The organism is Methylomonas sp. ZR1, assembly GCF_013141865.1.
Taxonomy (GTDB): domain Bacteria; phylum Pseudomonadota; class Gammaproteobacteria; order Methylococcales; family Methylomonadaceae; genus Methylomonas.
In genome coordinates, this window is sequence record NZ_RCST01000001.1 from 3,518,120 (window position 1) to 3,538,959 (window position 20,840).

At 52.2% G+C, this 20,840-nt stretch carries 19 protein-coding genes and 1 other RNA gene; 9 read left to right on the forward strand and 11 right to left on the reverse strand.

What is annotated here, in order from left to right; translation table 11 throughout:
• Nucleotides 1–195: 195 nt before the first annotated feature.
• From DDY07_RS15910 to DDY07_RS15950, 9 genes are all read right to left on the reverse strand, one after another.
• A complete protein-coding gene (locus DDY07_RS15910) occupies nucleotides 196–912 on the reverse strand; it encodes a M48 family metallopeptidase (RefSeq protein ID WP_171696565.1) in 717 nt (238 codons plus the stop codon).
• A complete protein-coding gene (locus tag DDY07_RS15915) occupies nucleotides 912–4,034 on the reverse strand; it encodes a type I restriction endonuclease subunit R (protein WP_171696566.1) in 3,123 nt (1,040 codons plus the stop codon). The genes DDY07_RS15910 and DDY07_RS15915 overlap by 1 nt, the downstream gene beginning before the upstream one ends.
• Nucleotides 4,034–5,014: a Fic family protein gene (locus DDY07_RS15920; RefSeq protein WP_171696567.1), complete on the reverse strand. Its 981-nt coding sequence runs from the start codon at nucleotides 5,012–5,014 to the stop codon at nucleotides 4,034–4,036. The genes DDY07_RS15915 and DDY07_RS15920 overlap by 1 nt, the downstream gene beginning before the upstream one ends.
• Nucleotides 5,015–5,092: 78 nt before the next feature.
• Nucleotides 5,093–5,329 (reverse strand): hypothetical protein, encoded by a 237-nt coding sequence (locus tag DDY07_RS15925; protein ID WP_171696568.1) that lies wholly within the window; start codon nucleotides 5,327–5,329, stop codon nucleotides 5,093–5,095.
• Nucleotides 5,330–5,368: 39 nt separating this feature from the next.
• Nucleotides 5,369–6,784 (reverse strand): restriction endonuclease subunit S, encoded by a 1,416-nt coding sequence (locus tag DDY07_RS15930; protein ID WP_171696569.1) that lies wholly within the window; start codon nucleotides 6,782–6,784, stop codon nucleotides 5,369–5,371.
• Between the two features lie 147 nt (nucleotides 6,785–6,931).
• Complete coding sequence (locus tag DDY07_RS15935) at nucleotides 6,932–7,450, reverse strand: transposase (protein WP_171696570.1); 519 nt, start codon at nucleotides 7,448–7,450, stop codon at nucleotides 6,932–6,934.
• Between the two features lie 61 nt (nucleotides 7,451–7,511).
• Nucleotides 7,512–9,932 (reverse strand): class I SAM-dependent DNA methyltransferase, encoded by a 2,421-nt coding sequence (locus tag DDY07_RS15940; protein WP_171696571.1) that lies wholly within the window; start codon nucleotides 9,930–9,932, stop codon nucleotides 7,512–7,514.
• 316 nt (nucleotides 9,933–10,248) lie between these two features.
• Nucleotides 10,249–10,668: a hypothetical protein gene (locus tag DDY07_RS15945; RefSeq protein ID WP_171696572.1), complete on the reverse strand. Its 420-nt coding sequence runs from the start codon at nucleotides 10,666–10,668 to the stop codon at nucleotides 10,249–10,251.
• Nucleotides 10,669–10,730: 62 nt separating this feature from the next.
• Complete coding sequence (locus DDY07_RS15950; RefSeq protein WP_171696573.1) at nucleotides 10,731–11,129, reverse strand: helix-turn-helix domain-containing protein; 399 nt, start codon at nucleotides 11,127–11,129, stop codon at nucleotides 10,731–10,733.
• Nucleotides 11,130–11,429: 300 nt separating this feature from the next.
• On the opposite strand from DDY07_RS15950, the gene DDY07_RS15955 reads away from it, so the two are divergent.
• From DDY07_RS15955 to DDY07_RS15975, 5 genes are all read left to right on the forward strand, one after another.
• Complete coding sequence (locus DDY07_RS15955) at nucleotides 11,430–11,618, forward strand: hypothetical protein (protein WP_171696574.1); 189 nt, start codon at nucleotides 11,430–11,432, stop codon at nucleotides 11,616–11,618.
• 71 nt (nucleotides 11,619–11,689) lie between these two features.
• Nucleotides 11,690–13,792, forward strand: a complete 2,103-nt coding sequence (locus DDY07_RS15960; protein WP_171696575.1) for a VWA domain-containing protein — start codon at nucleotides 11,690–11,692, stop codon at nucleotides 13,790–13,792.
• A gap of 93 nt (nucleotides 13,793–13,885) precedes the next feature.
• Nucleotides 13,886–14,959 (forward strand): AAA family ATPase, encoded by a 1,074-nt coding sequence (locus tag DDY07_RS15965; protein WP_171696576.1) that lies wholly within the window; start codon nucleotides 13,886–13,888, stop codon nucleotides 14,957–14,959.
• Nucleotides 14,890–15,465: a BRCT domain-containing protein gene (locus DDY07_RS15970; protein WP_171696577.1), complete on the forward strand. Its 576-nt coding sequence runs from the start codon at nucleotides 14,890–14,892 to the stop codon at nucleotides 15,463–15,465. The genes DDY07_RS15965 and DDY07_RS15970 overlap by 70 nt, the downstream gene beginning before the upstream one ends.
• A 157-nt stretch (nucleotides 15,466–15,622) precedes the next feature.
• Nucleotides 15,623–16,768: a site-specific integrase gene (locus DDY07_RS15975; RefSeq protein ID WP_171696578.1), complete on the forward strand. Its 1,146-nt coding sequence runs from the start codon at nucleotides 15,623–15,625 to the stop codon at nucleotides 16,766–16,768.
• A 117-nt stretch (nucleotides 16,769–16,885) separates the two neighbouring features.
• On the opposite strand, the gene ssrA is transcribed toward DDY07_RS15975, so the two are convergent.
• Nucleotides 16,886–17,266, reverse strand: a transfer-messenger RNA (tmRNA) gene (gene ssrA, locus DDY07_RS15980).
• A gap of 358 nt (nucleotides 17,267–17,624) precedes the next feature.
• Here ssrA and DDY07_RS15985 point away from each other — a divergent pair.
• From DDY07_RS15985 to trxC, 4 genes are read left to right on the forward strand one after another with little or no spacing between them, the layout of a single operon-like run.
• Entirely contained in the window at nucleotides 17,625–18,569 is a 945-nt protein-coding gene (locus DDY07_RS15985) for a DnaJ C-terminal domain-containing protein (RefSeq protein WP_171696579.1), read from the forward strand.
• A 3-nt stretch (nucleotides 18,570–18,572) separates the two neighbouring features.
• Nucleotides 18,573–18,881 carry a chaperone modulator CbpM gene (locus DDY07_RS15990; RefSeq protein ID WP_171696580.1) on the forward strand — a complete coding sequence of 103 codons (309 nt, stop codon included), beginning with the start codon at nucleotides 18,573–18,575 and terminating at the stop codon, nucleotides 18,879–18,881.
• A gap of 2 nt (nucleotides 18,882–18,883) precedes the next feature.
• Complete coding sequence (locus tag DDY07_RS15995; protein ID WP_171696581.1) at nucleotides 18,884–19,837, forward strand: zinc metalloprotease HtpX; 954 nt, start codon at nucleotides 18,884–18,886, stop codon at nucleotides 19,835–19,837.
• A 57-nt stretch (nucleotides 19,838–19,894) separates the two neighbouring features.
• Complete coding sequence (gene trxC / locus DDY07_RS16000; RefSeq protein ID WP_171696582.1) at nucleotides 19,895–20,329, forward strand: thioredoxin TrxC; 435 nt, start codon at nucleotides 19,895–19,897, stop codon at nucleotides 20,327–20,329.
• 47 nt (nucleotides 20,330–20,376) lie between these two features.
• On the opposite strand, the gene DDY07_RS16005 is transcribed toward trxC, so the two are convergent.
• Complete coding sequence (locus tag DDY07_RS16005) at nucleotides 20,377–20,799, reverse strand: hypothetical protein (protein WP_171696583.1); 423 nt, start codon at nucleotides 20,797–20,799, stop codon at nucleotides 20,377–20,379.
• Nucleotides 20,800–20,840: the final 41 nt, after the last annotated feature.

The window sequence follows — 20,840 nt, forward strand, 5'->3', positions numbered from 1 at the left end:
AGTTGACTCAAAATCGACAGCGAATTAATTAGTGCCAGGTGCCAAAACCAACAGGCAATAAAAAAGCCCAACCGAGACCAGTTGGGCTTTGATAATTTGGTGGGTGGGGACTATTTTATTAAGCTCTGCAGGCATTGTTTTACATAAAAATTATAAGAACCGCATTTCTTCATGCCCCAATATTGAAGATTACTATTACTCTTTCCAATTTTCAGCAGACAACGGTAATTCATTCAACTCCGCTCGCACTTCCTGCCAATTAGGACAATGCTTACTCAAAATGCTTAGAAAGCGCTCATTATGGGTTGGCTCCAATAGATGCACCATTTCGTGCAAAACGACATAATCCAACAAGTGCTTAGGCTTTTTGACCAATTCGGTGTTTAAACGGATATTACGCGCTCGCGGATTGCAACTGCCCCATTTAGTTTTCATACGTTGCAAAAAATAGTGCGCCACTTCGACCCCCAGCTTTACTTGCCATTTGGCAATCAATGGGGGGATGGCTTGATGCAACAATACCTTGTGCCATTCGTGAATCAGCTCTGCACGATTTTCTAATGCACTGTCTGCCGGTAGGTACAGCGTAATACGCCGATGATCGACCTTCACAAACGGCTTGCCGCCGCGCTCGATGATGGTCAGCAAATGCCGTCGCCCCCAAAGATAGTGGGTCTCTCGCTCGACAAACTGCCTGGGGGTCTCTCTGGCCTGATTACGCAGTTTGGCCTGCTGATCGCATATCCATCCCAACTTTGAAATCGCGTAAGCCCTGGCCACTTCCAAACGGGTTTCCAGCGGCGCGGCCAACGTGACGCGGCCTTCCGGCGGATGCACCGACAGATGCACGTTCTTGATGGCCTTGCGGGTAACAGCGATGCTTATGTCGCCAAGCTCGATTGTTTCCGACATCAATATCCCGGCTGGTTCTTGATGATCTCGAATAGGGCCAGCGTGGCATTCGGGTTCTTGTTCAGCATTGGGTACAAGAAATTCTGAACGACGCGCTCTTTGGTTTCATCACCCTTCCAGCCCGCCGGCGCTTGCTCCCTCATGGCATGATCAATTTTTAGGGCCAGTTGCGCACGCTGATCGCTATAGTCGGTCGTGGGTTCCTGCACCTGAGACGTCGGCGTGGCTTCGGGCATCAGGTCTGCCAGATTGTTGTAAATGACGATGGCCTCGTGCCTGCCATGCAACATGGCGGGAATGCCGGCCTCGGGTTGTTTTGCCGCCAAGCGTTTGACCAGCTCTTCAGCCTTGCGCAAAAACGCCTCATAAGCGGCGGTATCCGCTCGGCTTTGCTTGATCAGATCGTCGAGCAGCTTGGACATTTGCGCGTAGAACCTGGGGTCGGTGAGCTGGTCGCGGATGATGGTCTTGCGGACGTTGTTGATAATCCCCTCGGCGATAGCGTTCTTCGACAACTTGCCTTTCTGGTTCAGTTTCTTGGCAATGGCATCGTGGATACCGGTCTTGATGATCAGCTCGGTCAGCGACATTTCACCCAGTTCCCCTAATTCCTCCGCCGGGTCGGCCTGGATGTAAGTATTGATCAGGTGGCGCATGTCAGCCTCGTAAGGCTTGATGTCCAGCTCTTCACCCGAGTGCTTCTTAATGGCGGCCCTAATCTCGGCGTAGAATTCCACTGCCTTTTTCAATGCCTCGACCTCAGCCTCGGAATAACCCGCCTCGGTCAGTTCCTGGGCAATGTCGGCGTAGGCACGGGCAAAGATCGCCACCGCCTTGTAGAACGTCACCCGCAATGCTTCGGTTTCGGTTAGCGCGTCGGGGTTGGCGGCATCGCCGCAGAAATAATGCAGGTACTGTTCGACTTCTCGCGGCGGCAGTACCGGTTCGCACAGGTAGTGCAGTGCTTGACGGGCATCGTCCAGTTGCCTCTTGCCTTCTTCCAGCCAGTTTTTCAGGCGCACGTTGTTTTCGCCGCCGTTGCCCTGGTCGATGTCCAGTTCGTCGGAACTGTACACGGCGATGGCTTGTTGCACGTCGCCAAAGAGCTTTTTGAAGTCGACGATATGGCCGTAGTCCTTGTCGTCGCCATCCAGCCGGTTAGTGCGGCAGATCGCCTGGAACAGATTGTGGTCACGCAGCTCGTTGTCGAGATAGATGTAGGTGCAGCTGGGCGCGTCGAAGCCGGTCAGCAGCTTGCTCACCACGATCAGCAATTTAAGATTGGCCGGCTCGTCGATGAAGCGGCGCTTCATCTCCGTTTCGTATTTCTCGGTGGTCGGAAAATCCTTCAATACCAACTGACTATAGGTATCAAACTTATAGCGTTCATCGCTGTTGGCGGGTTCTTTCGAGATGGCATTGGTATTCGGTTCGTACGAGGTAATGATGCCGCAGTGGGGGCCAAAGTGGGTATTTCTGAACAGCCTGAAATAATGACAGGCATCGTAGATGGAGGCGGCCACCAGAATAGCGGTGCCGCGGTCGTTATTCAGTCTCGGTTTAAGAGCGAAATCGGAGATGATTTCAGCGACCACCTCGCGTTTACGACCTTCGGCGCTCATCAACTCTTCCATCGTCGCCCAGCGTTTACGCAACGCCGCCTTCTGAAAGTTGTTGAGGTTTTGGGTTTTTTGTTCGAACCATTCGTCGATTTTTTTCTGCGAGGTCAGCCGTTCGGGCACGTCGCGGGCCTCGTATTTCAAATCCAGCACCACTTTATCGGCCACCGCCTGATGAAACTTGTAGGTATGGATATAGGTGCCGAACACGTCCCGCGTCATTTGCTTGTCCTTGCGCAGTAGCGGCGTGCCGGTAAAACCGATGAAGATCGCGCTCTCCAGCCAGCGCTTCATCTGCTTGTTCATGTCGCCGCCCTGAGTGCGGTGGCATTCGTCCACAAACACATAAAAGCGCCCTGCCACCTTCGGCGGCGCGCCTTTCAGATCAGACACGTCGAACTTATGGATCAACGCGCACAGCAAACGCGGCGTAGTCGCGGCCAGTTTATTCACGAAATCGGCCCGCGAGGTGATGCGCGGCGACGCTGAGTTTTCGCCAATCACCCCGGCATTGCGCATCACGCCGACAATCTGCTTGTCCAGCTCGTCGCGGTCGGTGACCACCAATATCCGCGCCTCGGGATCGTGCTCCAGCAACCACTTGGCGATCAGCACCATCAAGATGCTCTTGCCGCTACCCTGGGTATGCCAAATCACCCCGCCCTCGCGCTTGGCCATGCGCTCCTGCGCGGCTTTTACACCGAAAAACTGGTGTTGGCGCGGCACTTTCTTCTGGCCGGCATCGAAGATGATGAAGTTATGGAGCAAATCCAGCAGCGTGGCCTTGTTACATAACTGCCCCAACTGCTTATCCAGCAAGGCGCCAGCACTCGGCACCGAGCCCGCTTCGGCAGGCGTTTGATCTTTCCACTCCACGAAGAACTGCTCGGGCGTGCCGGTGGTGCCGTAACGCAGACCTTGCGCATCGCTGCCCGCCAACACCAGTTGCACCGTGCTGAAAAAGCCTTGGTTGAAAATAGCTTCCTGATTGGTGATGAGCTGGCGTATGCCGTCCGCCACATCCACCGAACTGCGCTTTAACTCGATCACCGCGATGGCGATACCGTTGATATACAGCACAATGTCCGGCCGCCGCTCGTGGCCGCCCTTAAGAGTCACTTCCTCGGCCAGCGCAAAGTCGTTAAGCTCTGGACGTTCCCAATCGATCAAATGCACCGTCTCGTGCGCCTGACCGGCGGCGATTTGCACCGGAATGCCGTAGCGCAATAACTGATAGGTGCGAAGATTGGCTTGATAAAGCGTGATGCCGCTGACGTCGGCAGCAGTGTCCAGTTTTTGCAAAGCAGCACTGATGTGGGCGGCGGAATAGCCGCGTGCCATCAGGTTATCGCGAAGCAGTGCGGTTTCGATAGGGCGATTGTTCTGGCGTTTACTCCATTCGCCAAGATAGCGGTAACCCAGGCAATTGAGCTGTGACGGATCGGTGAACAGACTGACGATTCGGTTTTGAGTGTTACGTTCGGAGCGGGTGTTTTGATCCATTATTCCTTTATCTCCCAATGCCCACCTTTTTGCGGGCCCACATAGCGCAAACGCTCTTGCTCTCGAAGTTTGCGAGCGGCGCGTTCCACAGCGCTGGTCGATTTACCCAAACGAACAGCAACCTCCGCCAGGGTTAAAGTCGGCTGCTCCCGCAGCAGGGCTAAAATCTGTTCTGGAGTTTTCACCGGCGTTTTAACCAGCGTTTTAACCGGCGTTTCGCTGGTGATCGCTTGTTGCAGAGCTTCGCCGATCGCATCAAGCATAAACAGGATGAAATCACTGCAATCGGTGGCTTGATCGGCCTCGCCCAGCACACGGTAGTAATCATCCTGCCGGCTTTTAATCACCGTCTCGACCGGCAAATAAGCCAAAATCGATTGCCAACGGCTCAGTATCAGCGTTTGCCACAAGCGGCCCATGCGTCCATTACCGTCGCTAAAAGGATGAATAAATTCCAGTTCATAATGCAAAGCGGACGAAGCAATCAGCGGATGGGCATCGCTGTGAGCCAGCCAATCCAGTAGATCATTCATCAGGCGGGTTAACTGACTGGGTGGCGGCGCCATATGCACCAGTCGCTGACCTTGATAAATGCCGACTCCACCTTCACGCAAACAGCCTGCGTCGTCGGCCAAGCCTCGCAACAACAAGCCATGGGCGGCTAACAGATCATCCAGCCTATCCGGGCGCCAATCGGGAAGCGCCTCATAGGCGGCAAAGGCATTCTTCACCTCCTGAATTTCTCGCGGCAATCCCAGCACGGTTTTACCGGCCAGCACGGCCGTCACCTGTTCCACCGACAGTGTGTTCTGTTCGATAGCCAACGATGCTTGAATGGTGCGAATACGGTTCCCCCGCCGCAGTTGCGGCGCCAGAGTGTCCTGGCCTGCCTGTTTCCAGCGCCCCAGTAACTCGGCGATCTCCGCCACTTTGGCAAGCATGGTATGACTGAGCTGGAACGGAGGCTGATAGCTACTCATACTAACGGTAGTATATCGGCCTGCGGCTACCTGACCCATTCGGCCCGGCGAACATCCTTAGCCGCGGCGTTGCCGAAGTCATTTTTGCCGACGCCGCAAGCGCTGGCCGGGCTTGACGGGAATGGGCTTGGGCAATGACTTCACTACCCGGCGCGAGCCATCCGGCGAGGATTCGATCAATTGTCCATCCACCGCTTCCAGCACCGAACAACCGGCGGCCAGTGTCTGGTAATAAGCCTGTTTGATGGCGCCCTCGGCCAATTCCGGAATAAAGACTTCCTGAAACCGCAAGCTGTCTTCGTCAAGTACGTTCATCGAGAGCTCCATGGGTAAAAAAGGATTTAGCAGGCATGATCATAGCAGCCTGGTCTTGCCGGTGAGCAGTTCCTGCATCATGCCCTGTTTGAGGGCGCGGGTTTTGTCGCGGCGGGCTTCCAGCGTGGCGATTTCGGCGTCCATGTCGGAAAGGATGGTGGCGATTGCGGTTTGTTCGTCATGCGGAGGAAGCTTGATTGGCGTGCCGTTGATAAGTCCCGTGTTCAAATTCATCTGAGAGCCAGTTTGCCCGTGCTTCGACCAATCAGGCTCGATCCATTTTAGAACGTAGTAAACAAACAACTGATCTGCTTCAAGATTGTCGAACAAGACGAATCCGTCGTGAATACAAACATCAATTTTTGTGATGATCGGTCTGCCAACCGTCGCACAGATGCTCATGATCAGACTTCCTGCTGCAACAGGGCGACTGTTTTTCACGCCGAGAGCGGAAAGTCGCTGAGTCGTCTCGTGAAGGAACATTCCCGAACTTGTCACATCAGAAATTCTAACCCAACCAATTGAAGAGTTTTCGTCAAACCAAATTGGGCTATCAATCGGTCGAGGCGATGCGCCACGCTGAATCTTCGCAAGTTCTCCCAATCCCTTAACCTCCCAATCCCCACTGAATCCCGGCAAGCGGGTTTGGCCGGTGAGGAGTTGTTGCATGGCGGCCTGCTTGAGGTCGCGCTTCTTGGCGATGAGCCGCTCCAACCCGTCCAGCAGCGCATCCACATCGCTCAATGCCGCCGCGATGGCGCGTTGTTCAGCGACTGGAGGCACCGGTATTGGGATTTCCATAAACTTTTCACGCGGCAGATGCGCAATACTCGTCTGCGTCACATAATTCTTGAGCAGGCCGCGATCAGACCATAGTTGCAAATATGCAACCATGACTTTAGCGTTGAATCCGTTCAGTGGCCTCAAGCGATGAAGCGCTTTTTGATAGTAGCACTCTGATATAGGGGCATCCCAAATTGCGGCTCGACCTACTTCGCCCCCTTCACAAACGAGCAGATCACCTTTGTAAAGGCGGTACTTTTCAATGTCTGCACGAGACATTGGGACTGTCGGCAACTCTGAGATATCTATCCTTCCCCACTGAATTGCTCTATTGCCGAGGTAAGGTTTAGGAACGCCAGTGTTTTTCTCTGCATCAAGCATTTTTCCAAGTTTGACTTCAAACTCGTCGCTCACGGTAGAGACTTTCCAATCCTCTGGAATGACCCCCACCTCCGTCATCTTGTACCCCGGCCTAAGCAAAGCCGCCTTACCAGTAGTAGGGTGGATAAGCGAACGCGCATCCACCGGAGGCTTCAATGACTCGGTGGATGCGCTTTGCTTATCCGCCCTACGGGAGGATTCGTCATACCGCGCTTCCTTGTCGATCCGCAAGCCATAAGCCGCGCTAGCTTCGTTGACCGCCTCGGCATGGTTTGTTGGTTGATTACTCATTGGGTTGCATTTTCCACGGCATCGTTGAACCGTTGAACCTTGGGCAAATAGTAGTAGGGTGGATAAGCGCCAGCGCATCCACCGGACCTCGGCAAATAATGGTGGATGCGCATTCGCTTATCCACCCTACGTTGGGTATTTTTGCGGTCATTCGTGCTCCATGTCGATGATGTGGCTTGGCGGTGTGGCGCCCCATTCGGCATCGTACCAACCTTTTTTGACGGCGCCGGCAAACGACGACCACGGCCAATCGCTGGGGCGCTGCGCTAATCGGTGTTTGACCGGGTTGTAATGAATGTAATCCACGTGGCGCCGCCAATCGTCCGCGTCGCGAATCGTATGCTCCCAAAACCGCCGTTGCCAGACCAATCGCTCGTTTCTGGCATTGGTGGTGGTATCGATTTGGCGGGAAAAGGCTTTTTTGATTTCGCGCCAACGACCGGAATAATCCGCGTCGTCCTCCGGCAACCGCCAAATACAATGCAGGTGATCCGGTAAAATGACCATTGCGTCGATTTGAAACGGGCGGCTTGCCTTGACTTTACGCAAGGCCTCTCGAAACAGCGAAACCCGCGCATCATCAATAAAAACCGGCTTGCGCCGCCAAGTGACGACGGTAAAGAAATAACAAGCGCCGGGAATCCGGATGCGTTGGTAATCGCTCATGTTGCCGGTGTAGGAATATCGGCGGATGCGCTAGCGCTTATCCACCCTACGTTATGCTCATTCATGGCCATACCACGCCCATTTTTTTGAGGTGTTCTGCCACGCGAACGGCCAGGGCCGCCGCCTCGTCTTCCAGTAGAGGCAGCGGTGTGGCGTAGCGTTCGGCCAATTGCCGGATGCGGCCGGTCAAGGTTTGCGAGACTCTATCCAGTTCGCCCTGCACGGCTGCGGACAGGTGCGCCATCCACTTGTCGGCTATGACTAGGGTCTTGATTTCAGCTTCGCTCAGCTTTGGATATTTGTCGTAGGCCAGTTGGTCGAGCGCGGTTTCGGCTTCCTTGATCTGCTTTTTCAGCATGCTGATCTGATTACCCAGTTCAAGCCACTGTTTCAATACTTTTAATTCGTCGGCGCCATCCGAGTCTTTGCCTAGCTCTTTGATCCGATCTTTAACGGCGGCGACATTAATATTGTCGTAACCGGAAAAGATGGCGTCTTCGCTGCTATGTTCTTCTTCCAGTTCGGCGAGGCTGGCGCTGACGGCTTCCAGTTCGGCCTGTTTGGCCTCTATCGCGGCCTGCTCCTCGGCAAAGTAGCGGGCGACGATGTAGGGCTTGGGGATCAGATCGCAGACCCAGCCCTTGTCCTTGGTTTTGCCTTTCTTGTCGGTTTCGACGATACGTGTGGGTTGGGCGACCCAGCCATCGGCGGAAATCAGGTAGCAATCGTCCTGCATGGTTTCGGCCCAGTAGTCCATCAGATGCTGGTAAATGTCGTAGGCGTCCAGCAGCGGCGCGGGCTTGAATGTGTTCAGCAAGTCTTCGGCGATGGTTTCGATCAAGGCTTTGGGGTGGCCTTCTTTACCAAAGCCGGTCAGTTGTGGCGTGGTAGCGTCGCGCCAACCTTGAAAGCGTTCAGTCGCTTGGGTGTTGAAGGCGGTGAATTCAGCGTGGCGGAATATGGCTGGTTTGACTTCGGCCAGCGGCAGCGTCAGTTGCGCATAACCTGGGCGCAGTGATGCAAACAAGCTGGCGCGGACGCCGGGCAGCACTTGCCAGTAGTCGGCCAGCGCATCCAGGTCGCGTTCGGGGATGCCGCCGTTGAGGTGGCCGTTGATGTCCTGAATATCTTCCGGCTCACTGCTGTCGATGTAGCGCGGCAGGTTAAGGTTGAAGTCGTTTTTCGGATCGGCGATTTCATCGAACGCCACCATGCGGGCGTAGCGCGGCACGTCGGCTTGCTTGCTGAAGGTGTCGACAATTTTGTGGATGTCCTGCTCGCGCAGGCGGTTTTTGTTGCTGTCCTTGATGTAGCCCTTGCTGGCGTCGATCATGAACACGCCTTTGCGGGCGGGAGCGTTTTCCTTGTCGATGACCAGAATACAGGCCGGGATGCCGGTACCGTAAAACAGGTTGGCCGGCAGGCCGATGATGCCTTTCAAATAGCCGGAGCGCACCAGTTGCTGGCGAATCACCGCTTCGGCATTGCCGCGAAACAGCACGCCGTGCGGCAGAATGCAGGCGGCTTTGCCGTTGGCTTTCAGGCTGCGGATGATGTGCAGCAGATAGGCGTAGTCGCCTTGTTTGGCCGGCGGCTCGCCCCAAACAAAGCGCTGGTAAGCATCGTCGCCCGGCGTCAGGCCGGTGCTCCAGGTCTTGTCGGAAAACGGCGGATTGGCGACCACGTAATCGTAAGTGCGCAGGTTTTCGCCGTCTTTGAACTTGGGCGAGGCCAGCGTGTTGCCGGACAGGATGGTGGCGGTCGGGAAGTCGTGCAAGATCATGTTCATCCTCGCCAGACCGGCGGTGGTGACATCCTTTTCCTGGCCTTCCAGATTAATTGGTGGTTTCCCAGCTTCGGCGGCGACTTTCAGCAGCAACGAGCCGGAGCCGCAGGTCGGATCGTAAGCAGTAGTACGGGCATTGGTATTGTCTGGAGAAATGCCGACCACTTTGGCGATGACCCGGCTGACTTCAGATGGCGTATAAAACTGGCCTTTGCTCTTGCCGCTTTCGGTGGCGAAGTGGCGCATCAGGTATTCGTAAGCGTCGCCGAGAATGTCGTCGTGCTCGGCGCGGTTCTTGGAGAAATCCAGCTCGGGCTTTTGGAAGATACCGATCAGGTTGGAGAGCTTCTCCACCATGTCCTTGCCTTCACCGAGTTTGTTGGGGTCGTTGAAGTCCGGGAAGTCACTTTTCGATAAGCGGGCGTTGGCATTGACCAAGGGGCCGATGATCTGGGTGTTGATCTTGTCACCGATGTCGGATTTGCCTTTGAGGGCAATCATGTCCTTGAAACTGGCGCCGGGCGGAATCACCACCGGCGGCGCAAAGTCGTCGCTGTCGGCGTATTTGTCGGTAATGTATTTGATGAACAGCATGAACAGGACATAGTCCTTGTACTGACTGGCGTCCATGCCGCCACGCAATTGGTCGCACGAGGCCCAAAGGGAGGAATAGAGATCGGATTTTTTGATGGCCATTGATGAGTATTTATAACTACTATGGTTTGCTCGTTAGCTTTAAAGCATTGCACCAAGATTTAGGAAGCACGATTGTTTTTCCATAAATAAGCTAATTGTCCCAAGCTTGCTTGCCCGATCATGTGGCCCTGTTAGTGACCTCAATATTGGATTAGAAAAATCCAGCAATATAAAATTTTCTTTAACCCATAAAAAACGGGGCCTTAGCCCCGTTCTTAATCTTAGGTGGTGGAGGTGGGGGGAATTGAACCCCCGTCCTGGTTACGAATACCGTAGCCTTCGACACCATGCGTCCTTTTATGCGTCCTTTTAATTTTCACAAAAGGGTGAAGAAAATATTATCGTTGACATCCCTCATGAATTGTGTGCTGGATTCTTGAATGTAAATCATGTTCCGGTAAAGGGAATTGAACTCTGCTAAAGTTTTACCATTCAAAAACAATGCCAAGTTATTTTCGAAAGATCGTAGTGGCTCAACACCGCCATTGACAGTCTCCCAAAACACCAGGTCTGAGAAAATGTGTCGAGGCATTGCCGATAGCAGCTTGATCGCTTTTTTATTTATGGGTTTGGATTTTAGCTTGAACCAGGTTAGATCAATGATCTCACTTGGCTTAATATCGGTAACCACGGTAAGCGTGATCGCCGACTGTGTCGGGAGGTTGAATTTAGATAAAGCCTCTAAGAGCTCAATGTCGGTGATTGGCTGAAGCCAGATGTTTGATGTGTGGGTCATCGTGAGCAATTCTCTTTATTGAAGAACTTATCACGATGATGGGGTTTAGTGCAAAACTGCGTTTATGTGGTGATTGCTTCTCTGATTTTGTCAAGGTAGTGATCTGTCCGGTTGATTAGGTCACCTTCTGGAATGTGTCTTCTCAAAAGTCTAATTACCTTGTGCTCGGCTTCGGTGATGGGCTCACCAATGATCTCCAAGATAGCCTCGTATTCCTTTGGCTTGTAACTTCTCATTACGAAGTCAAAAAACTCCACTCTGTCTATGTCAAGAGCCTGGGCCAACTTAGGAATCTTCTCTATGGGCACCTTAGTCATACCCTGTTTGATCATTGTGATGATATTGGGGGTATTAAAGCCGCATATTTCGGCAATTTCTTTTTGGCTGTATTTGCTGCGGTTGACGTGCTTTTCTACAAACGCAGCCACCTTAGCTTTAGCCTCTTTGCTAACATCGTTCATTTTTATAATCCTCTATTAATCATTTGGTTACAGCCCGAATGTGTGGTCTATTAATGCTGGTAAACCTGACTGCATTCTAATTCACGAATGAGTTACTTTACAAGTGGTAATATTTTTAGAATCAGCGTAAAAAGTGTGGTATTCGCGGGTGCGCCACTAGCATCAACAAAAAAATAATGTATTGCCCATCCAAGCGATTCTTTTTTAAAATAATCACCATAAAATAATCACTGACTTACTTTGCTATCCACAAAGTGAGCCGGTAAGATTATGCTTTTAACGCTAACAGTGGAAAATGAAATGAAAATTAAGGACGTAAGTGTTTCGCAATCAAATATAGGCGAAATCTCAAATATTATTGCGAATTGCGAATTGGTTAAAACTATCGATGGTGACGATCACGTCATCAATATTTGGGAGTCCGGCGATGGTGGGTTGAATGTGTCGATACAAGGAACGGGCGATCAGGTGACATTGTTGGCTATGTGATGAACCGAAAGATACCCTGCCCCGGCGGGGTATAATTTGTTTTATCGAGAGATACTTAAGAGGAGCTAATTATGATAAACCGCGATGTCGAAACCCTTCGCCAGAGCATTCGGGCGATAACCCAAATTCTCACCGAGAGTAACGTAAAGGTCACACAAAGAGGGGTTGACGCTTATACCAAGTGTAACGCCAGAACCGGTGTGATAGAGGAGATAAACCTCCCCTATCTGCCCGATGATGCCAGTGAGCAGTTGATTCAAGCCGTTCAGGGCTATTTGGATCACGAAGTCGGTCATGCCTTATTCACTGATTTTTCCGTTATAAAGTCAGTCACCGATGACTCAACCAAAAGTCTGCATAATATCGTCGAAGACGCCTTCGTTGAGCGCAAGATGGCTGAGAAGTTTAGAGGCTGCGCTTATAACCTGGGCAATGTTTCGGCTTTCTACCGGGAAAAATACCTCGACAAATTGATTGCCGATGGCGACTCCGACATGATCAAAAGAGGATTAGCTGTTGCCGGTATCCGCGCACTATCAGGTCAGCAATCATTTATCGATTACATGGACGACAAGTGGCATCACCTCGGTGACTTCAAGAAAAAGATCGAGCCGCTATCGGCCAAGCTGTCAACCACACAAAGCACCAAAGATTGTTTGGAGATGGCCAAGCAAATCAAAAAGATTCTGCACGGCGACACACCACCGGCACAGCCCGGCCCACCACAGCCCGATGACGAAAGTGATGACGGCGAAGGCGAACCGGATGAATCCGGCACGGAAACCCAACCCTCTAGTCAACCCGATGCCGAGGATGAAAGCGAAAATGATGAGCAAGAAAATGAACCACAGAGCGCTGAAGAAGAGGATGAAGACGAAAATGCTGAGTCTGAGGAGCCCGAAGATGAATCTGAGGGTGCGGAGAATGAGGAAGATGGCGACTCCGCTGACGAGGAAGAAAGTGAATCGGATGAGAATGAGGGGGAATCTGATTCATCTGAAGGAGACAACGATGATGGTGATTCATCTGAAGGCCATGATGAAGATGGTCAGAGTGACGATGAATCCGGTGAGGATGACGAATCCGGTAATCAGGGTGAAGCTGATGAGGGGGAGGGTGAGAGCTCAGTAAACCCAGAAGAGGAAGAGGAAGAGGAAGAGGAAGAGGAGGAATCCGGAACATCAATGGCAGATATTGTTGCCGGCGGTCTCAATGGCAATCTCGGCACTTGTTTGGCTGAGTCGGTCGCTGAAACGGCGAAGTCATCAGACTACCTGATCTACACTGACGAGTTTGATAAAATTGGGCCGTATGAGGATATTGATTTTGGGCGATTGGCGAACGACAGAGAAGTCTCGACCTTTGAGGATGCCGTTCAGCACATGATGGCGCCGATTGAAAAGGACATCGAGCGCGCGGTTTGCGCTAAATCAGCATCCACACATACTGGCGGATTCCGTAGTGGTAAATTACACGCGGCCGCCCTATCCCGCTTGAAGTTTGGCGATGATAGAGTGTTTCGCCGCAAGCAAATCAACACCACTAAAGATGTGGATGTGGAATTAGTGATTGACTGTAGTGGCTCAATGAGTCACGGCAAGATCGCTTTGGCAGCAACAGCGGCATTCACTCTTTCAACAGTGTTGGAGAGGCTCGGCATAAATAACGAGGTTATTGGCTTCACTACCGCAGAATCGCCGTATGGCGTTTATGAAAAGATGCGAGAGGATGAGCGCAATCTGGGCGTAAGATACGCCAGGTATCGCAAAATTGTCATGCCTATATTCAAGCGCTTTGGTGAGAAGATGACAATGACCGTGAAGAAGCGCTTAGCCTCGGTTGCCGGCGACAACGGCGAAATGGGCGACAATCTTGATGGCGAGTCGGTCATGATCGCGGCAAAGCGATTAATGGCTCAAAAGGGTAAAGGCAAGATTATGATCGTGTTATCCGACGGCATGCCCGCCTCTTACGGTAATGCCGATCTAAATCACCATCTCAGAGAGACTGTGAGGCAGATTGAGGCTTCAGGTATTAATGTTGTGGGAATCGGCATCAACAGTAAAGCGGTTGAGTCCTTCTATAGCAAGTTTATTCTTGTAGAGGACATCAGCCAATTACCAACCGTCGTCGCGAGGCAGTTAAAGCAAATGTTATTGGCGGGTGCAAAGTAACTAAGTGGTGACTATAATACCCTCTGAATCTCTTGTATCATATGTTTTTAGAGATTCAGAGCAAACCCATTCAACGATCTTAAGAGGATTAATATGACCCAAACTGCCGAAAAAGAACAACCTGTTGCCAATAAGAAAATCGCATGCCAAATCTGCGGTGCGCTGATTCACTCTGTCCAAATTCATATTCGCGATGAGCACCCAGATTACACGGTCGACCAATACAAGGAAGACTTCCCCGACTCACCTTTGCTGAGTGAGGCGATGGAGGCGAAGGTTCGTCAAAACCGCGAAGAGAAAAGCAAGATTGGCCACATCAATTCGGCCAATGTCATTCCGATGACCGCCAACTCCGGATTGGAAACTCAGCAGTCGCTCAGCAGCGTATTTAAGTTGGGTAGCACCAAAGCGGCGCTAAATGGTAATGGCGACCCCATTATGATCACCGTCTTCGCCCGGTCAAAAGGCAGTGACGAAATCATGATTCCTGATATTGATGAAAACTTCGTTTTTGACATCGACATCCTGAAAAACATCCTGCTGGGTTTCGCCATCAACCGCCCTATTCTGCTGTGGGGTCACGCCGGCACCGGTAAGTCATCCTTATTTGAGCAGGTTTGCGCGAGAACCAATCGCCCGCTTATTCGGGTTCAGCATACCATCGGCACCGAAGAGTCTCACATCGTGGGTCAATGGACGGTGCGTGACGGCGCGACAGTATTTGAACTGGGGCCGTTAGCAGTAGCGATGAAAGAAGGTCACATTTATATGGCCGACGAATACGACTTCGGCATGCCAAGTGTGCTTGCGGTCTATCAGTCTGTGCTGGAAGGTAAGTCACTGGTTATTAAAGAGGCAGACGCCGCTAATCGCGTCATTCGCCCTCACCCCAACTTCCGCTTTGTCGCAACCGGTAACACCAACGGTATTCGTTTTGATTTATTGGTGGTCGACTATCTTGATTTGATGGCTCCTGACCACCGCACCAATGACTCTATCGAAAACTCGAAAAACATCTATGTTGGTGTTAGAGCCATTGGCCAAGAGGAAGATATGGCGGTGTTGTCGGCTATGGGCCAATGTCGGGAATTTACGGAATGGATCATCGCGACTTTGAGGCATGCGGTATTAGCGCAGGTATCGCCTCCAATTTATGTGACGCACTGACGAATAGCGAAAGAGTTCAGATCGAAGACTGGCGATTCCTTGCCGCATTCTCAATCCCGAACGTCGGCAAAGGTGGCTGTGAAAAGCTACTCAAGCATCACCGGATTGAAGATGTGTTCGGCCTCACGGTGGATGACATCGTGCAGATCGATGGCTTTGCTGAGAAAACCGCCAAGAGTCTCGTAAATTCGCTCGCTAAGGTTAAGTCACAGGTTACTGCACTCATGCCCCGCTTTAATCTCAAACGGACAACAGGCGCGGCCAGCGTCGGTAATTCGGCTATTTCCAGCAAGACTATTGTGTTCACCGGCTCAATGCAGCGCAGCAAACGCGAGGATATGGAGAAACAAGCAAAGGCATTGGGCGCAAAAGTCGGCAGCTCGGTGTCGGCTAAAACCGATTACTTGGTGGTGGGTGCGAACGTCGGCGCGAATAAAACACAGGCGGCCGGCAAATTCGGCACCACGATATTAACTGAAGACGAATATCTGGCGCTGATTGCATAATGCTTCAATATAAGACCATCGAGCGGTTTGCTCATGAATCGGGTTATACTCCAAAAGCCATTCGCAATAAAATAGATCGCGGCGATTGGCTTGAGGGCTCGCTGTGGGTAAAGGCGCCCGATGGTCGTGTATTAATTAGTGTTATCGGTTACAACTTATGGGTAGAGAAGGTAATGGTGTCCGGCAAGTCTCGAACACCAGCATTCAAATCGAATTCCTCTACAGAGGCGAAAGGTGTCGGGAGAGAATCAGATTCAACCCCAGCACCACTCCAATTGATGTAGCGTTAAAAAAGGCCGAGCTTCACCGAGTAGCGATTACTCACGCCATTGCCGCTGGCACATTTGATTACGCAGTAACCTTCCCCGGCAGTAAGCAATTTCAAAAAATAGAAACCTCATCCGATCTAACGGTAGACCAGTGGTTAAAAACCTGTCTCGATGAAAAAGAGGCACATTTAAAATCATCCAGTTTCGACAGCTACGTTAAATACACCAAACAATTAACTGCCGCGTTCGGCCATATTAAATTGGCAGATCTTCGCAAAGAGCATGTGCGCGATTGGTGTAAATCAAAAAAAGCCAGCAACAAAACCATCTCCAATATCATCTCGCCGCTCAGGTCGGCACTTCAATCTGCTTGCGAATTGGATTTAATCCCAATTAATCCTCTGGCTAATTTTAAATTCAAGCGAACAGAGGCTCCAAGTGAGGATAAAGAATTAGACCCCTTTACCGTAGAAGAAGAGAGTTTGATTCTAGCGAACTGTAGCGGCCATATTCACAACTTTATTCAGTTTGCATTTTGGACCGGGATGAGAACGTCAGAGATGGTAGCACTTACTTGGGAGGATATTGATTTCAAGGGTATGAGAATTCATATCAAGCGCGCCAAGACTCAAAAAGCCACCATCGCTGAAACAACCAAGACCTACTCCGGAAAAAGGATCGTTCGTCTACTCGGGCCAGCTCACGATGCGTTGGTGGAACAAAGAAAGCTCTCTGGGCCAAAAGGCATCATATTTCTCAACCCATATGATGATCGTCCGTGGAAAGGTGACCAACCAATCAGACGAGCCTTTATTTTAATCTGCCGAGATGCGGAGGTGAGATACCGGCGCCCCTATCAAACCAGACACACATTTGCATCAAGAATGTTGTCGGCCGGCGAGTCTTTAAGATGGCTGTCGCATCACTTAGGTCACTCAACGATCACTCAAACGGAAAAGGCTTATGCGAAGTATATCGAGGGAACTCATCCGGATGCCGGTGAAAAAGGTGTCGATCTGTTTAAAGGGACGTAAGAAAAATGCGTCCTTTTATGCGTCCTTTTCTACCCCAAATACGTCCTTTTAATGGGTATTTCAGAGGGTTTCCAGGGTAGCTAAAAGGACGCTAGGCCCCGGAAACCGTGATTTTCTTGGTGGAGGTGGGGGGAATTGAACCCCCGTCCGCAAGCACTCCGCCACAAGCTCTACATGCTTATCCCGCGCTTTTGATTTAACTGTTGACTACCCGTCGGGCCAAGAGGATCAACAGCGATTTCGATTGGATTTAGCGCTTTAGGCTCCGAACTAAGCCCTGGCGCGATCTTATGTAATATGATCCCTGAGCGCCCCCCGAAGGAGACTCCAGACGCATAAGTACATCTGGTCAGAGAAGTGGTGCAGGTTTTAAGCTGCTAAGGCCACTGAGTAGTTTTCGTCGTTTGCGAATACTTGTTTTCAGTAGGTTTTACGAGCTGTACTGTGCTCGGCATGCACCTGAGGTTTTGCTACCCACGTCGAAGCCATGTCACCCCCAAGAAGTTATATCTTATCAAATCGATAAAATAATTGTCATTAAGATGGGTTTGAAATCAACGATTTCAAGTTATTCCAAAAAATAACCGCAGGGCAAAGCCTCTTGTTTTTGCAAGAGCGCACCACCATTTTTCAGGCATATTCACTTGACGGGTTTTATTTAAGATTGTCGCACTCCAGGCAATCCGCTATAAAACCGTTATCAACTCGGGCCTTAAGCAGCGTTCGCCTAGAGTTCGTCGGAAGGCAGCCCACCGTGGGCTTCGACAAGTTCCGCCAGAACAGTATGTCTGCGGTAAATTAGAGCCGGGCGGCAGTTAGATTTAGCTTGGTCAACGTCGGTCACAGGAGGCATGACGTGCAATACAAAGACTATTATCAAATTCTCGGCGTCAATCGCGACGCGGTGCTTGCGGACATCAAAAAAGCCTACCGCAAACTGGCGCGCAAATATCATCCGGACATTTCCAAGGAAGCGGATGCCGAGTCGCACATGAAAGAGATCAACGAAGCCTACGCGGTGCTCTCTGATACGGAAAAACGCGCAGCTTACGACCAACTCGGACGCGGTTATCGGCCCGGCCAGGAGTTCCATCCCCCGCCCAATTGGGATGCCGGCTTCGAGTTTTCCAGCACCGACACTGCCGATTTCGGCGACTTTTTCAGCGAATTATTCGGCAAGATGGGCGCCGGCCGAGCTCGCGGCGGACCCTTTGAGGGCCAAGCCGGCTTTCATGCCCAAGGCGAAGATCACCACGCCAAAGTGCTGCTGGATATAGCCGACGCTTTTAACGGCGCGGCCCGGCAAATCAGCTTGCGCGTGCCGCGCATGGATGCCGGCGGCCATGTAGTGTTGGACACCCGCACCTTGAATGTGAAAATCCCCAAGGGCGTGTACGAGGGACAGATTATCCGCTTAGCCGGCCAGGGCGCGCCGGGCATGGGCAACGGCAAATCTGGCGACTTACTGCTGGAGGTGCATTTCAATCCGCATCCGCGTTTACGGGTGGACGGCAGCAATCTGCATATGAGCTTGCCGGTCACACCTTGGGAAGCGGCGCTTGGCGCGATGGTGCCAGTGAATTTATTCGATACCGGCCTGAAAGTGCGTATCCCGGAAGGCACGCAAAGCGGCCAGCAACTGCGGCTGCGCGGCAAGGGCATACCCAGCACGACACCCGGCGATTTGCTGTTGGATATTCAGGTGGTATTGCCGCCGGCCAACACGGCCAAAGCTAAAGCACTTTACGAAACCATGGCGCGCGAACTGGCTTTCGACCCGCGCACAAACCACAGGAGCTAAAGCATGTCATCAGCCGAGAACTTGATCGACGCCGTTCTGGAAGACAGCGGCCTGACTTTGCAGCAACTGGCGGCCATCTGCGCAGTAGAACCGGAATGGATTACCCGGCATATAGAAGAAGGCTGGCTCAATCCGCTGCCGCAACAGCAAAGCGAATGGCGTTTTTCCAGCGCCCACTTGGTGCGGGTGCGGCGTATCGTTAGCCTGGAACGCAATTTCGAAGCCTTGCCTGAGCTAGCGGCACTGGTCGCGGACATGCAAGAAGAAATTGACGACTTACGCCGCCGATTACGCCGGGCAGGCCTGGAGTAACCATGCAAACTATCGAATGGCATCGCCACAGTTGGCTCAACCGCCTGCAGACATTACTTTTAATGTTGGCGCTACTGGTAATCTGCACCTTGGCCGGCAGCCTGTTGTTCGGCGAAGAAGGTATCTGGATTGCGTTGGCGACCGGCGCGATTGCGCTGATCTTCGAACCGGCGGCAGCCTGGCGCTTGACGCTAAGTCTTTACCGGGCGAGGCCTATCCATCCGCAAGAAGCGCCGGCGCTGTGGCAAATGCTGCAGGTACTGACCGAACGCGCCGAACTGCCGAGCGTTCCGGCGCCGTATTACATTCCCAGCCCGCTTATCAATGCCTTTGCGGTCGGCAGCCGCCAACAATCGGCCATTGCGTTGACCGACGGTTTATTCAAACAACTTAACTCGCGGGAACTGGCCGGCGTGTTGGCGCACGAAATGGCGCATATTGCCAATAACGATTTGCGGGTGATGGGCTTGGCCGATGCGATTAGCCGGATTACCGCTTTATTCGCCGCCACCGGACAGTTGTTTTTGTTGCTGTCCATCCCTTTGCTGCTGTTCGGTGAGATCAGTTTTCAAATCAATTGGCCGGGTTTGTTGCTGCTGTTGTTTTCGCCGCATGTGGCCTTATTGATGCAGCTGGGCTTATCACGCATCCGCGAATACGATGCCGACCTGAATGCGGCGGCGCTGACCGGCGACCCCTTGGGTTTGGCGACAGCCTTGGCGCATATCGAACGAGTCAGTGGCGGCTGGAAGTCGATACTGCTACCGGGCTGGGGCAATCCGGAGCCTTCTTGGCTGCGCACTCATCCGCCCACCGCTGAACGGGTACGCCGCCTGCAAGCCTTAAGCCCCAGCCGGCCGCAAACGCTTTGGCACGAACCGTTCATCGCTCCGAGTTTCGGTAACCGGGTGGTTGTTCGGCCAGTTCGTTGGCGCATCGGCGGTTTGTGGCGATAGTTGGTTAATTTTTAGGGGCGAATAGATTCGCCGAAACCTATATTTCGAGAACACCATATGAGTGAATCCCTACATTTAGTCTGCCCAGATTGCCTGGCTGTCAACCGCTTACCGGCCACCCGTTTGTCGCAAAATCCAAAATGCGGGCAATGCCATCAAGCCTTATTCAGCAGCCATCCGTTGGCGCTGACTGCGAAAAGTTTTGAAACTCATTTAGTGCGAAACGACATTCCGCTGCTGGTGGATTTCTGGGCGGATTGGTGCGGCCCCTGCAAAATGATGGCGCCGGCTTTTGCCCAAGCAGCGCAAGCGTTGGAACCGCGCGTGCGTTTGGGCAAAGTCGACACCGAAGCCGAGCAACAGCTCAGCGCCCGACACAATATTCGCAGCATTCCGACGCTGATTTTATTTAAGAGCGGCCAAGAGTTGGCCAGACAGTCCGGCGCCTTGAGCGCACCGGACATCGTGCGCTGGGCGAATAGCCGGCTATAAGGGTTTTCGGATGTGCTATCGCAGCAGTCAACGCCCAAGGGGAAGCACTACCGCATTTTCAGTAGCGGCGGTAACGATATGGAGAACTTTTGCCTGGCGACATCGCCAATCACGCCGGTATAACTGCGCTGTAGATACAAATCCACACCGCACACCCGAGCGATCATCGAGCAGCGGCCGCTGAGCGCAAACTGCTCGCCCTGCAGGCGATAAATTAACGGTACGCAGTCGTTGCGCAGTATCGGCCCGGCGACGATGAAATCAATGCGCTGATCGAACATTTCGTATTCAAGGCTTTCCGGCAACAGCGCCAGCTCCGCCAACAACACCTTGTCGTCATCGCCGATAGTGCCGTAAATACTGCAAAGGCACTGGCGCAAATCCATCAGTAATAGGTCGGCCAGTTTTGGCGCATTGAGCCGACCGGACTGCTGCCCGGCCAGTTTTTCCAGTCCGTGTATCTGTCTCATAAGCTTTGCCGATAGCGTCGATGGGGGTTTGCCTTTAAAAT